Source organism: Streptomyces sp. YJ-C3 (genome assembly GCF_053891275.1).
In genome coordinates this window covers 7775830-7790182 of sequence record NZ_CM132685.1, presented here as the reverse complement: position 1 = coordinate 7790182, position 14353 = coordinate 7775830, and the positions used below count along the sequence as shown (strand labels likewise).

9 protein-coding genes are annotated in these 14353 nt (G+C 73.2%); 6 read left to right on the top strand and 3 right to left on the bottom strand.

From position 1 onward, the window contains the following. Positions 1 to 18: 18 nt before the first annotated feature. On the bottom strand, positions 19 to 1506 hold the full coding sequence (locus tag ACVHNB_RS35110) for a PucR family transcriptional regulator (RefSeq protein WP_456226732.1): 1488 nt from the start codon (positions 1504 to 1506) through the stop codon (positions 19 to 21). 221 nt (positions 1507 to 1727) lie between these two features. On the opposite strand from ACVHNB_RS35110, the gene ACVHNB_RS35105 reads away from it, so the two are divergent. The 5 genes from ACVHNB_RS35105 to ACVHNB_RS35085 all read left to right on the top strand — a co-directional run bounded on the left by ACVHNB_RS35105 (position 1728) and on the right by ACVHNB_RS35085 (position 7194). Next, positions 1728 to 3128, top strand: coding sequence for a purine-cytosine permease family protein (locus ACVHNB_RS35105; protein ID WP_428957662.1), 1401 nt, complete (start codon positions 1728 to 1730; stop codon positions 3126 to 3128). Beyond that, complete coding sequence (locus tag ACVHNB_RS35100; protein ID WP_428954538.1) at positions 3125 to 3949, top strand: nitrilase-related carbon-nitrogen hydrolase; 825 nt, start codon at positions 3125 to 3127, stop codon at positions 3947 to 3949. Before ACVHNB_RS35105 ends, ACVHNB_RS35100 begins: the two co-directional genes overlap by 4 nt. Positions 3950 to 4020: 71 nt before the next feature. After that, positions 4021 to 4998 (top strand): agmatinase, encoded by a 978-nt coding sequence (gene speB, locus ACVHNB_RS35095; RefSeq protein WP_428954539.1) that lies wholly within the window; start codon positions 4021 to 4023, stop codon positions 4996 to 4998. Positions 4999 to 5026: 28 nt separating this feature from the next. Next, positions 5027 to 6703, top strand: coding sequence for a thiamine pyrophosphate-binding protein (locus ACVHNB_RS35090; protein ID WP_428954540.1), 1677 nt, complete (start codon positions 5027 to 5029; stop codon positions 6701 to 6703). A gap of 59 nt (positions 6704 to 6762) precedes the next feature. Further along, a complete protein-coding gene (locus tag ACVHNB_RS35085; protein WP_428954541.1) occupies positions 6763 to 7194 on the top strand; it encodes a hypothetical protein in 432 nt (143 codons plus the stop codon). Positions 7195 to 7203: 9 nt separating this feature from the next. Here the strand turns inward: ACVHNB_RS35085 and ACVHNB_RS35080 are convergent, their stop codons facing one another. Then, complete coding sequence (locus ACVHNB_RS35080) at positions 7204 to 8016, bottom strand: endonuclease I family protein (protein WP_456226731.1); 813 nt, start codon at positions 8014 to 8016, stop codon at positions 7204 to 7206. 153 nt (positions 8017 to 8169) lie between these two features. Then, a complete protein-coding gene (locus ACVHNB_RS35075) occupies positions 8170 to 10461 on the bottom strand; it encodes an ArnT family glycosyltransferase (RefSeq protein WP_456226730.1) in 2292 nt (763 codons plus the stop codon). 165 nt (positions 10462 to 10626) lie between these two features. Between ACVHNB_RS35075 and ACVHNB_RS35070 the strand changes: the two genes are divergently transcribed. Further along, on the top strand, positions 10627 to 14337 hold the full coding sequence (locus tag ACVHNB_RS35070; protein WP_428954544.1) for an ABC transporter ATP-binding protein: 3711 nt from the start codon (positions 10627 to 10629) through the stop codon (positions 14335 to 14337). Positions 14338 to 14353 lie beyond the last annotated feature (16 nt).

Here is a 14353-nt window from a genome sequence, read left to right as displayed (position 1 = left end):
TGGACCGGTCGGGCCCGGTCAGGCCCGTCGTGCCGCCCGCCGTGCGCGCAGCGCGAGCCACAGGTCGAAGCGGTCGTCGCCGTCGTCGAGGCGGCGGCCCGTCAGGTGCGCGACCTTGTCGAGGCGGTTGCGGACGGTGTGCCGGTGCAGGCCGAGGCGGCGGGCCGTCTCGTCCCAGGAACTGCCGCTGTCCAGCCAGGTGGCCAGGGTCAGGGACAGGGCCCCGGTGGGGTCCGCCGTGTCGAGGGGGCCCAGGAGCGCGTCCGCGTACCCGGTGAGCGCCGCGCGGTCGCCGAGGTCGAGCAGCAGCCCGCTGGAGTGGTCGTGGCGGGCCCGGACCGGGTGGCCCGCCGTGCGGCTGAGTTCGAGCAGCCCCGCCGCCTCCCTGCGCGAGGTGCGGGCCGCGCCCGGCGGCACCGGTGAGCCGATGCCCGCCGGGCAGCCCGGCGCGAAGTGGGCGAGGACCCCGTCGAGGTCGAGGCCCTCGCCGACGACCGCGTCGACGAGCGCGCCGCGGGTCCGGGTCAGCCCGCCCGGTACCGCCAGGGCCAGGTCGGCGGCGATCTCGCGGGCCGCCTCCTCGGACGGCGCCTCGACGACGACGCCGCGTACCGCGTCCGCCGCGAGCCCCGCGCCGGACAGCACGTCGGCGGCCTGCTCGGCGGTGGTGGACGGGTCGAGGAGGCGGCCGAGGAGACCGGCCCTGCGGCGGCGCTCCGGCTCGTCCGCGAGGTGGCGGCGCTCCAGTTCGAGGGAGAGCAGGGAGACCAGGCCGGAGATCAGCAGGCGGGCGTCCGGGCCCGGGTCGCCCGCGAGGACCAGCATGCCGCGCAGCCGGCGCGCGCCCAGCGGCTGCACCTCCAGACCCGGCGCGACCGCACTGGAGCGCAGCCCGCCCGTCGCCACCCGGCGCAGCAGCTCGGCGCCCGCCGCGTCCGGCTCCTGGGGCCCGCCCGAGTCGGCGGCGATGACCCGGCCCAGCGGATCGGTGACATGGGCCCGCACCCCGGTCGCCGAGGTCCACGCGTCCAGGGTCGGGGTGAGGCCGCCGCCCGCCGCGGCCGCCGCCGTCAGCCGGCGCTGCGTCTCGAAGGCGCTCTCCACGGCGGCCCGCTGCTCGGCGGCCTGCGCCGCGAACACCGCCTTGGTCACCGCGATGAACGGCACGTCCTCGCCGACCGTCAGCAACGGCAGACCCGCCTCCCGCGCCGCCGTCACCAGCGGTTCGGGCGCCTCCTGGTACGGCAGCTCCGGGCCGAGGCCGAGCGCCAGCGCGTGCGCGCCCGCGGCCGTGACGTCGTCGACGTACGCGCGGCAGGCGGCCACGTCCATCGGCAGCAGCAGCCCGATCGTCATCAGCAGCTCGCCGCCCTGCAGCCAGGAGCCGGGGCGGACCAGCTCGGAGGCGTGCGCGGCGAGCACCGGGCGGTCGAGGTGCTCCGGGCACGCGGCGACGGAAAGATGCAGTTCGGGACGGTCGACCAGGTCGGACAGGAGCAACGCCATGCGTCCAGTGTCACCCACGGGGCATGGACGTGATGTCCATAGGGCCTTGGATGATTCGCCCTGGGGGCGATCGAAGCGCCCGCTCACCCGCGGTTAGGTTCCAGCTGCCGCGGTTCCGCAGTCCCGTGGCCCGTACGCATGTGAGGGAAGGAGCCGCGATGAGCGCTCCCACGGCCGACAAGACAGCGGTCCACGACAGCAGTGGTGGTACCTCCCGCGGCCTGATCGAGGTCCGGTCCATCGACTACGTGCCGGTGCGCGAGCGCCACGGCAAGGTCTGGCACCAGGGCCCGTTCTGGTTCACCGGGAACTTCGTGCTCACCACGATGGTCACCGGCTTCATCGGCCCCTCCCTCGGACTGAGCCTGGGCTGGTCGGTCGCGGCGGTCGCGCTCGGCGCCTGCTTCGGCACGTTCTTCATGGCGTTCCACGCCAACCAGGGCCCGCGCATGGGCCTGCCGCAGATGATCCAGTCGCGCGCCCAGTTCGGCATCCGCGGCGCCGTCGTCCCGTTCGCGGCCGTCGTCTTCGTCTACATCGGCTTCAACGTCTTCAACGTCGTCCTCGCCGCGCAGGGCCTGACGACGATCCTGCCCGGCGGGCCGCGTGCCTGGTACGCGATCCTCATCGGCGTCGCGGTCGTCCTCGCCGTCGTCGGGCACGACCTGCTGCACCTGGTCCAGCGCTGGCTGACGTACGTGCTCATCGTCGTCTTCGGCGTCATCACCGTCGGCGCGCTGGTGCAGCTCCACCCGCACCACGTCTCCGCGGCGGGCGGCGGCCACTCCTGGACCGCGTTCCTGATCGTCTTCTGCGGCGCGGCCGGCTACCAGATCTCGTACGCCGTCTACGTGTCCGACTACTCGCGCTACCTGCCGCGCGACGTCTCGGCCCGCAAGGTCATCTGGTGGACGTACGCCGGCGCCGCGCTCTCCGCGGTCTGGCTGATGTCGCTCGGCGCGCTCCTCGCCTCCTCGATGAAGGCGCCCGACGCGATCAACAGCCTGCGCCAGGTCGGCAACGACATCCTGCCCGGCTTCGGCACCTTCGCCGTCGTCGTCTCCGCCCTCGCGCTCATCACGATCATGGCCGTGAACGCGTACGGCGCGATGCTCACCACGACCAGCGCCGTCGACGCCTTCCGCCCCGTGCGCCCCACTGTCCGCTCCCGCATCACCGGCATCGTCGTCATCGAGCTGGCCGTCCTGGTCGTCGCGCTGCTGCTGCCCGAGGACTACCTCGGCTCCTTCAACGACTTCGTCCTGCTGATGCTGTACTTCCTCATCCCGTGGACGGCGGTCAACCTCGTCGACTTCTACTTCGTGCGCCGCGGCCACTACGCCATCACCGCGATCTTCGACCCGAAGGGCATCTACGGCCGCTGGTCCTGGCAGGGCCTGACCGCGTACGTCGTCGGGTTCGCCGCGATGGTGCCGTTCTTCACCACGTCCTTCTTCACCGGCCCGCTGGCCGAGGCGATCGGCGGCTTCGACATCTCGTTCGTGGTCGGACTGCTGGTCGGAGGCATCCTGTACTACGTCCTGACACGCGGGCTCGACCTCGACGCCGAGCGCGCGGCGGTGGAGGCCAGCGAGGCCGAACTGGAAGGTGCCGAAGCGTGACGACGACCGTGGCCTGTGCGCAACTCGCCCTCGGGGTGGGGGACGTGGCGGAGAACCTCGCCGCCGCCGAGGAGGCGATCGCGGCCGCCGCGGCCGCCGGGGCCCGCGTCGTCGTGCTGCCCGAGCTCACCAACAGCGGCTACGTCTTCGCGGACCCCGCCGAGGCCCGCGCCCTCGCCGAACCGGTCGACGGGCCCACCGTCACCGCCTGGTCCGCCGCCGCACGGCAGCACGGTGTGACCCTGGTGGCGGGCCTCGCCGAGCTGGACGCGGACGGGCAGGTCCGGAACTCGGCGGTGATCGTCGACCCGACCGGCACCGTCCGCGCCGTCTACCGCAAGGCCCACCTGTTCGGCACCGAGAAGGACTTCTTCGTCCCCGGCGACGCCGCGCCGCCCGTCGTCGACATCGAGGGCGTCGGCCGGATCGGCGTCATGGTCTGCTACGACGTCGAGTTCCCCGAGTGGGTCCGGCACGTCGCCCTGGCCGGCGCCGAGCTGCTGTGCGCGCCCGTGAACTGGCCGCTGTTCCCGCGCCCGGACGGCGAGCGCCCCGGCGAGGTCGTCCGCGTCCAGGCCGACGCCGCCGTCAACCGGATGTACGTCGCCGCCTGCGACCGGGCCGGCGAGGAGCGCGGCGTCGCCTGGACCGGCGGCTCGGTGATCGTCGACCCCGACGGCTTCCCGCTCGCCGGGCACACCCCCACCGACGGACCCGCCCTGCTGCTCGCCCCCTGCGACCTCGCGCGGGCCCGCGACAAGCGGCTCGGCGACCACAACGACGTGTTCGGGGACCGGCGCCCCGAGCTGTACGGGACCTGATCCCGCCCCCCGACCTCCCTTCCCGGTAAGCCAGTTCACGAGACTGACCGTTTGTTCAGGAAAGGCACGCCATGACCAGCGAGCACCAGGACGCCACCCCCCGCGGCCCGATCGACTCCTCCCGCACACCGCGCTACGCGGGCCCCGCGACCTTCGCGCGCCTGCCGCGCCTGGACGAGGTCGGCACGGCCGACGTCGCCGTGGTGGGCGTGCCGTTCGACACCGGTGTCTCGTACCGTCCCGGCGCCCGCTTCGGCGGCAACGCCATCCGCGAGGCCTCCCGCCTGCTGCGCCCCTACAACCCGGCGCAGGACGCGTCCCCCTTCGCGCTCGCCCAGGTCGCGGACGCGGGCGACATCGCCGCGAACCCGTTCAACATCAACGAGGCCGTCGAGACCATCGAGGCCGCCGCCGACGACCTGCTCGGCACCGGCGCCCGCATGATGACGCTCGGCGGCGACCACACCATCGCGCTGCCGCTGCTCCGCTCGGTCGCCAAGAAGCACGGCCCGGTCGCCCTGCTCCACTTCGACGCGCACCTGGACACCTGGGACACGTACTTCGGCGCCGAGTACACGCACGGCACCCCGTTCCGCCGCGCCGTCGAGGAGGGCATCCTCGACACCTCCGCCCTCTCCCACGTCGGCACCCGCGGCCCGCTCTACGGCAAGCAGGACCTCACCGACGACGAGAAGATGGGCTTCGGCATCGTCACCTCGGCGGACATCTACCGCCGCGGCGCCGACGAGGTCGCCGACCAGCTGCGCCAGCGCATCGGCGACCGCCCGCTGTACATCTCCATCGACATCGACTGCCTCGACCCGGCCCACGCCCCCGGCACCGGCACGCCCGAGGCGGGCGGCATGACGTCCCGCGAGCTGCTGGAGATCCTGCGCGGGCTGGCCTCCTGCAACCTGGTCTCGGCCGACGTGGTCGAGGTGGCCCCCGCGTACGATCACGCGGAGATCACCGCCGTCGCCGCCTCGCACACCGCGTACGAGCTGACGACGATCATGTCCCGGCAGATCGCGGCGGCCCGCACGGCCTGACCTGCGCGGCGACGGAGAGGAACGCCCGATGACCCACGACCACGACCTCGTCCTGCGGCCCACGCCGCGCCAGACCGAGGCGGCCCTGAACCCGCCGGCCGGGCGCACCGGCGGCGACCTGGTCGTGGAGGCGCTCGCGGGTCTCGGCGCGTCCACCGTCTTCGGCCTGCCCGGCCAGCACGCCCTCGGCCTCTTCGACGCGCTGCGCCGCAGCGATCTGCTGCGCTACGTCGGCCTGCGCACCGAGCAGAACGCGGGCTTCGCGGCGGACGCGTACGGCCGGGTGAGCGGCGAGGCCGCCCCGCTGTTCGTGTCGACCGGGCCCGGCGCCCTGCTGACCCTGCCCGCGCTCCAGGAGGCCGCCGCGGCCTCGGCGCCGGTGCTCGTCGTGGCCAGCCAGGTCCCGGTGGCGGGGCTCGGCGGCGGCCGCCACGGCTACCTCCACGAGCTGACCGACCAGCAGGCCGTGTTCCGGGGCGTGGTGAAGTCCGTCCACGCGGTCCGTACGCAGTCGCAGATCCCGTCGGCGATCGCGGCGGCCTGGGAGTCGGCGCTGAGCGTGCCCCACGGCCCGGTCTACGTCGAGATTCCGCAGGACGTGCTGCTCGCCCCGGCGGCCCTGCCGGTGGTGAGCGCGGCGGACGCGATCCCGCACGAGCTCGCCCCGCCGCCCGAACTCACCGCGGTCGCCGCCGACCTGCTGGAAAAGGCCGAGCGCCCGGTGATCGTCGCGGGGGGCGGCGTGATCCGCGCCGACGCGTCCGGCAAGCTGCGCGCCCTCGCGGAGAAGCTGAACGCGCCGGTGGTGTGCACGTACGGCGGCAAGGGCGCCTTCCCGTGGGAGCACCCGCTCTCCCTCCGGTCGTGGGTGGAGGACCGGCACGTCACCGCGTTCCTGGAGGACGCCGACGTGCTGCTCGTCGTCGGCTCGGGGCTCGGCGAACTCTCCTCGAACTACCACACGTTCGCGCCGCGCGGCCGGATCGTCCAGGTCGAGGCGGACGCGGGCAAGCTGGAGTCCAACCACCCGGCCCTCGGCATCCACGCCGACGCCCGCCTGGCGCTCCAGGCACTCCTGGAGACGGTCGGGGAGCGCACGGACGACAAGGCCCCGGCCCGCGTCGCCGAGGTGCTCGCCGCCGTACGGGACCGGATCGACGGCCAGGAACTCGCCCTGGAACAGCAGGTGCTGGCCGACGTGCGCGCCGCACTCCCGCTCCGGGCCCCGTCCTTCTGGGACATGACGATCCTGTCCTACTGGGCCTGGGCGGCCTGGCCGGGACCGCTGCACTCGGCGCAGGGCGCGGGCGGCCTCGGCTACGGCTTCCCGGCCGCGCTCGGCGCCGCGGTCGCCGACCCGACGACGCCGGTCCTCGCGGTCTCCGGCGACGGCGGCGCCCTGTACTCGATCGCCGAACTCGCCACGGCCGCGCAGGAGTCGCTGAACGTGACCTGGCTGATCGTCGACGACGGCGGCTACGGCATCCTGCGCGAGTACATGACCGACACCTTCGGAGCGACCGAGGGCACCGAACTGACCCGGCCGGACTTCGTGGCCCTCGCCGAGTCGTTCGGCGTGCCCGCGGTGCGCACGTCACCGGAGGCGCTGCGCGAGGACCTCGCCGCGGCACTGAAGGCGCCCGGGCCGCGGGTCGTCGTACTCCCGGCGCGGCTGCGGATGTTCGCGCCGACGCACACGGGCTGACGGCGGTACTGTTCCCCGGTCGCCGCGGGTGCGGCCGACCGGCCCGGCTGGAGGCTCCGGTGAACAGAGGTGCGTGGCGCTCGGCCGTCGTGGCGGTGGCGGTCCTGTCCGGCGCGGGATGCGGCGGCCTCGCGGACGCCACCGGGCACGGCGCGGTGAGCCTGACCGTCAGCGGCGGATTCGCCGGCGTGGACCAGGGCATCGAGGTCGCCCCGGACGGTGCGGTGCGCACGACGGACCGGGGGACCGCCCGCGCCGCCCGCGCGCTCTCCGAGAAGGAGCGGGACGACCTCGACTCCCTGCTGGACCAGGTGGACTTCGACAGGCTCCCCGCCCGCACCGTCTCCGCGACCGGCCGCGATCTCTTCGCGTACCGGGTGGAGTACCAGGGGCACACCGTGATCACCGACAAGAGCCGGGACCTGGGCGCCCTGGACACCGTGATCGAGCGCCTCGGGCACTACCTGGACGAGCGGCGCGGAGAGCGGTGAGGCGCGGCTCTACCAGATCGACTCGACCCACTCCGGGTGGTCGATGAACGGATTGCGGTTGTGCTGGTAGGTCGTGTAGATGACCTCGTTGCGGTTCTCCTCGAAGGCGTCCGGCGGGTCCTCGTCGTTCCACTTCTTCAGCACCGAGAGCTTGCCGATGTTCGGTGAACTGCCGTTGTCCACCGACTCGTTGGGCTCCAGGTCGGCGAAGGAGTCGTCGCCCTCATAGCGCACCGCCATGTAGAGGATCATGCGGGCCACGTCGCCCTTGACCGCGTCGCGCGGCTCGAAGGAGTCGGAGTCGACCTTGCTGCCGCCGCCGTTCGTGACGGCGCTGCCGCCCTCGTCGAAGTCCAGGTTGCCGCGCACCGAGTTGACCGTCACGTCCTCGGGCCGCAGGTGGTGCAGATCCGTCCCGGGGCCGGTCGCGGTGCCGAAGTCGCCGTGGGACTTGGCCCACACGTGCTCGCGGTTCCAGTCGCCGCTCGCGCCGCCGTTGAGCGACTTGGCGCGGGAGACGCCGCTGTACAAAAGGATCACGTTGTTGCTGTTGGCCGGGTCCTGGTCGGTGGCCTTGAGCGCGTTCCAGACGCCGTCGTACGAGACCTTGGTCTGGTCGCTGATGATCGTGTGCAGCGAGGACTTGAGGGCCGTGCCGGTCTTGCCCAGCGCGTCCTGGTAGTACGTGTCGTCGTACGCGGAGACCGCCGCGGTGGGGTGGGCGGCGGCCGGGCCGGCGGTGGCGGTGGCCGTCGGCAGGGTGACGGCGGCCAGGACGGTGGCGGCGCCGAGGGCGAAGGTGCGTATGTGCGTTCCGGGCATGTGGGGTGTCCGTCCGTTCTACGCGGGTTGAATGGGTAGTCCGGAGCGTGACATGAACACGTAGGGATTGGGTGAACGCGAGGCGTCGATCCTGTGACGACCGTGGCCCCTGACGGAACGTCAGGGGCCGCGTCGTGTCCGGTGGTTGCGGGGTCAGGTCACGTCGGACGCGTCCAGTCGGTACAGCGACTGGGAGTTCTCCGAGCCGGTCGAGTCGCTGTCGCCGTCACTGGCACCGTCCTTGTCGGACGTCGACGTGCTGTACTCGCTCGCCTTCACCTTCGTGCCGTGCTTCTGCACCCACGCGGTGACCGCCGAGCTGAGGTCGTTGCCGCCGCCGGGGCCGCCGCCCATGCCGCCGCCGAGCTGGACGTAGTGCAGCTCGCCCTTCTTCACCAGCTCCTTGAGCCTGGCGACGGTCATCGCCTTGTCGCTGCCGGACCAGCCCCACATGGAGATGACGGGCTGCTTCGAGGAGACGATGAGTGAGGCCGCGCTCTGCGAACTCGACACCGCCAGCAGCCACGTGGCGCCGTCACGGTGCTTCTTCAGGTACGTGATCAGCTCGGTGGAGGCGCCGCCGCCCATACCGCCGCCCATGCCGCCGCCGGGGAAGCCGCCCCGGGTGCCGCCGCCCTGTTCGCCGTTGCCCCCCTGCGAGGACTCGCCGTTCTGCTGCGATCCGCCGGGGAAGCCCCCGGACTCACCACCGGGCATCTCACCGCCGTTCGGCATCTCGCCACCGCCCTGCGGGGAGCCGCTGCCGGGCATCTCCCCGCCACCGGGGAAGCCGCCGTTCGGCATCTCACCCCCGCCGGGCATCTCGCCACCGCCCTGCTGCTGACCGCCCTGCCCCTGCTGCTGACCGCCGCCGGGCCTCTCGCTGCCACCGGGGAATCCGCCCCGGCCGCCGCCCCCGCCGGGACCGCCGCCGAAGCCGCCGCCCGTCGACGGGCCCGCCGTCGGATTCGTGCCGCCCATGCCGCCCGCGCCGCCGGAGGCCGACGGCACCGACCAGGCGAACGCCGCCGGGCCCGCGACCGAGGCCACCACGGCCGCCGCCAGGGAGGCCGCGAGCAGACGCAGCCGGTGCCCCGACGCCGTACGGAAGACCAGCAGCCCCGCGACGGCCAGCGCCATGACGAGCGCGACCACCGGCCACAGCCAGCTGTTCCAGCCGGACGCGCGGCGCAGCAGCACGATCGCCCAGATCCCCGTGACGCCGAGCGCGACGGGCAGCACCCACGCCCACCGCTTGTCCGCGCGGAAGGCGCGCAGCAGCATCAGGCCGCCGCCCCCGCACAGGGCCGCGATGCCGGGGGCGAGCGCGGTCGTGTAGTACGGGTGCATGGTGCCCTCGGCCATGCTGAAGGTCAGGTAGTGCAGGACCGTCCAGCCGCCCCACAGGATCAGCGCCGCCCGCGTGAGGTCCGTGCGCGGGGCGCGCCCGCGCAGCACCAGGCCGCCGACGAGCGCGATGCCCGCGAAGGGGAGCAGCCAGGAGATCTGGCCGCCCAGCACCTCGTTGAACATGCGGCCGATGCCCGCGGCCCCGGCGAAGCCGCCGCCCCCGCCGCCTGCGCCCATGTTGCCGTCGCCGCCGAACACCCGGTCCAGACCGTTGTAGCCCATGATCAGGTCCCAGGCGGTGCCGTCCGTGGAGCCGCCGATGTACGGGCGCTCGGACGCGGGCACGAACGACACGGCCGCCGCCCACCAGAAGCTGGACACCGCGAGCGCGACGGCCGCGACAGCCAGGTTCCGTACGCGATGCCACAGGCCGCCCCGGGCCGCGTACAGGTACACGGCGAAGACCGCGGGCAGCGCGATGTAGCCCTGGAGCATCTTCGTGTTGAAGGCGAGGCCGAAGCAGACCGCCGAGCCGATCAGCGGCAGCAGGCGGCCGTTGTGGACGGCCCGCAGCGCGAGCGCCGCGCCCGCCACCATCAGCAGGACGAGCAGGGCGTCCGGGTTGTTGTCGCGGTTGATGGCGACCGTGATCGGGGTGAGCGCGAGGACGAGCGCGGCGACCGCCGCCGCGCCGTGGCCCCACACCCGCTTCACCGAGGAGTGCAGGATCCAGATCGTGCCGAGCGCGGCCAGGACCAGCGGCAGCATCATCTGCCACGTCCCGAAGCCGAACACCCGGCAGGACAGGCCCATCACCATCAGGACGAACGGCGGCTTGTCGACGGTCAGGAAGTTGCCCGCGTCCAGCGAGCCGAAGAACCAGGCCTTCCAGCTCTCGGTGCCGCTGAGCACGGCCGCGCTGTAGAAGCTGTTGAGGCTGGAGGCGGAGAGGTTCCAGGAGTACAGCACCGCGGCGAGCGCCAGGATCGCGAGCAGCGCGGGCAGCGACCAGCGCGGCGCGCGGTGCGCCGTGGGCGCGGCCGCGGGCGGCGGAGGGGCTGGGGCGTGGGGGAGCGGTTCGGTCGCAGAGGTCACCAGTGCACCGTGCCGGGGCCGGGTGAGCGGGCGCTGTGACGAAGCTGGGTGTCACCTGTGGATCGCGGCCGGCGCCTCCGATTGTTGCGGCGGGATGAAATCCGGAGCGGCCCGCGTTGGCCCTTCGGCAGGTCAGGACGAGCGGGTACGGCGAGAGGCAGAGGCGTGGCGGAGAAACGGGGCTGGGCGCGACGGCTCGCGGGATACGCATGGCGTTTCCCCAAGGACGTGCTGCTCGCGCTGGGTGCCTCGCTGGGCGGCATGGCCGTCATGGCGCTCGTACCGCTGATCACCAAGATCATCATCGATGACGTCATCGGGGACCACACCCGGTCCATGGGGACCTGGGCGGGCATCCTCATCGGCGCGGCCGTCGTCGTCTACGTCCTCACCTACATCCGCCGCTACTACGGCGGACGCCTCGCCCTCGACGTCCAGCACGACCTGCGCACCGAGATGTACGGGACGATCACCCGGCTCGACGGGCGGCGCCAGGACGAGCTGTCCACCGGGCAGGTCGTCGGCCGCGCCACCAGCGACCTCCAGCTCATCCAGGGGCTGCTCTTCATGCTCCCGATGACCATCGGGAACATCCTGCTCTTCCTCATGTCCCTGGTGATCATGGCGTGGCTGTCGCTGCCGCTCACCCTCGTGGCACTCGCCGTCGCGCCCGCCCTCTGGTTCATCGCCAAGCGCAGCCGCTCCAAGCTGCACCCCGCCACCTGGTACGCGCAGGCGCAGGCCGCCGCCGTCGCCGGGGTCGTCGACGGCGCCGTCAGCGGCGTCCGCGTCGTGAAGGGCTTCGGGCAGGAGGAGCAGGAGACCGGGAAGCTGCGGGAGGTCGGGCGGCGGCTGTTCGCCGGACGCCTGCGCACCATCCGGCTCAACTCGAAGTTCACGCCCGCCCTGCAGGCCGTGCCCGCCCTCGGGCAGGTCGCCATGCTCGCCCTCGGCGGCTGGCTGGCCGTGCGAGGGCAGATCACGCTCGGCACGTTCGTCGCGTTCTCCTCGTACCTCGCCCAGCTCGTCGGGCCCGTGCGGATGCTCGCCGTGGTGCTCACCGTCGGGCAGCAGGCCCGGGCCGGCGTCGAGCGCGTCCTCGAACTCATCGACACCGAGCCCTCCATCGAGGACGGCACGAAGGAACTGCCCGCCGACGCCCCCGCGACCGTCGAGTTCGACGACGTGTCCTTCGAGTACGCCGGCGCCGACCGGGCCGTCCTCGACGGGCTGTCCTTCGAGATCCGGGCCGGCGAGACCCTCGCCGTCGTCGGCTCCTCCGGCTCCGGCAAGTCCACCGTCTCGCTGCTGCTGCCGCGCTTCTACGACGTCTCGCACGGCGCCGTCCTCATCGGCGGCCGCGACGTGCGCGAGCTGACCCTGTCCTCGCTGCGGGCCGCGATCGGGCTGGTCCCCGAGGACTCCTTCCTGTTCTCCGACACCGTGCGCGCCAACATCGCGTACGGCGCGCCGGACGCCACCGACGAGCAGATCGAGGCGGCCGTGCGCGCCGCGCAGGCCGACCGGTTCATCGCCGAGCTGCCCGAGGGCTACGACACCAAGGTCGGCGAGCACGGGCTGACCCTCTCCGGCGGCCAGCGCCAGCGCCTCGCGCTGGCCCGCGCCATCCTCACCGACCCGCGCCTGCTCGTCCTCGACGACGCCACGTCCGCGGTCGACGCCCGTGTCGAGCACGAGATCCACGAGGCGCTGCGCGGCGTCATGGCGGGCCGCACCACCCTCCTCATCGCCCACCGCCGCTCCACCCTGGGCCTCGCCGACCGCATCGCCGTCCTCGACGGCGGCCGCCTCGCCGCCATCGGCACGCACGAGGAGCTGGAGGCCGGCTCACCGCTCTACCGGCGGCTGCTGACCGACCCCGACGAGCTGGGCGGAGTCTCGCCCGGACATGCCGCGCCCAGCGCCGAGCAGCCGGAGGACACCTCCGTACGCGAGGAGCTGGACGCCGAGTTCGACGCCGAGCGGGGCGTCACCCCCAGGCTGTGGACCGGCGACCGCGAACCCAAGGACACCGCGCTGTCCGGGATGCCCGCGACCCCCGAGCTGCTCGCGCAGGTCGACGCGCTGCCGCCCGCCACCGACACCCCCGGCATCGACGAGGCGCGGGCCGTCACGCCCGAGGACTCCTACGGGCTGCGCAGGCTGCTGCGCGGGTTCGGGGCGCCGCTGCTGATCAGCCTCGCGCTGGTCGCCGTCGACGCGGGCGTCGGCCTGCTGCTGCCGATCCTGATCCGGCACGGCATCGACGAGGGCGTCACCCAGCTGGCGCTCGGCGCGGTCTGGGCTGCGTCCGCGCTCGCGCTGGTCGCCGTGCTCGTCCAGTGGGCCGCGCAGATCGGCGAGACCCGGATGACGGGACGCACCGGCGAGCGGGTCCTCTACTCGCTGCGGCTGAAGATCTTCTCCCAGCTCCAGCGGCTCGGCCTCGACTACTACGAGCGCGAGCTGACCGGGCGGATCATGACCCGGATGACGACGGACGTGGACGCCCTGTCGACGTTCCTGCAGACCGGGCTCGTCACCGCGTTCGTCTCCGTCGTCACGTTCTTCGGCATCATGGTCACCCTGCTCGTCATCGACGTACAGCTCGCGCTCGTCGTGTTCGCGACGCTGCCGCCGCTGATCATCGGCACGTTCTTCTTCCGGCGCTCCAGCGTGAAGGCGTACGAGCTGGCCCGCGAGCGCGTCTCCGTCGTCAACGCCGACCTGCAGGAGTCCGTCGCCGGACTGCGCATCGTGCAGGCGTTCCGGCGCGAGCGGGACGGCGGGGAGCGGTTCGCGGCCGGCAGCGAGAGCTACCGCCAGGCCCGTATCCGCGGACAGTGGCTGATCTCCGTGTACTTCCCGTTCGTACAGCTCCTGGCGTCGGTGGCGGCCGCGGCCGTGCTGATGGTGGGCGCGCACCGGGTCGACGCGGGCACCCTGACGACCGGCGCGCTCGTCGCCTACCTCCTCTACATCGACCTGTTCTTCGCTCCCGTGCAGCAGCTCTCGCAGGTCTTCGACGGCTACCAGCAGGCGACCGTCTCGCTCGGCCGGATCCAGGAACTGCTGCGCGAGCCGACCTCGACGAAGGCCGCGCACGAGCCGCTCGACGTGCTCTCGCTGCGCGGCGAGATCGCCTTCGAGGACGTCGACTTCGCGTACGGCACCGACGAGGCGGCGCTGAGCGACGTGGCCCTGCGGATCCCCGCCGGGCAGACCGTCGCCTTCGTCGGCGAGACCGGCGCGGGCAAGTCGACCCTGGTCAAGCTGGTCGCCCGGTTCTACGACCCGACCGGCGGCCGGGTCACCGTCGACGGCACCGATCTGCGCGACCTGGACCTGACGTCGTACCGGCACCGGCTCGGCGTCGTCCCGCAGGAGGCCTACCTCTTCCCGGGCACGATCCGCGACGCCATCGCCTACGGGCGGCCCGACGCGAGCGACGCCCAGGTCGAGGCGGCGGCGCGGGCGGTCGGCGCGCACGACATGATCGCCACGCTGGAGGGCGGCTATCTGCACGAGGTCGCCGAGCGCGGCCGCAACCTCTCGGCCGGCCAGCGCCAGCTGATCGCGCTGGCCCGCGCCGAGCTCGTCGACCCGGACATCCTGCTGCTCGACGAGGCCACGGCCGCCCTCGACCTCGCCACGGAGGCCCAGGTCAACCACGCCACCGACCGCATCGCCGGCAAGCGCACCACCCTGGTCGTCGCGCACCGCCTGACGACGGCGGCCCGCGCGGACCGGGTCGTGGTGATGGACCACGGCCGGGTCGCGGAGGACGGGACGCACGAGGAGCTGGTCCGGCGGGGCGGGAAGTACGCCGAACTGTGGCGCACCTTCGTGGGGGAGGCCGTCACCACGGCGACGTGACCGGTGCGGCGCCGCG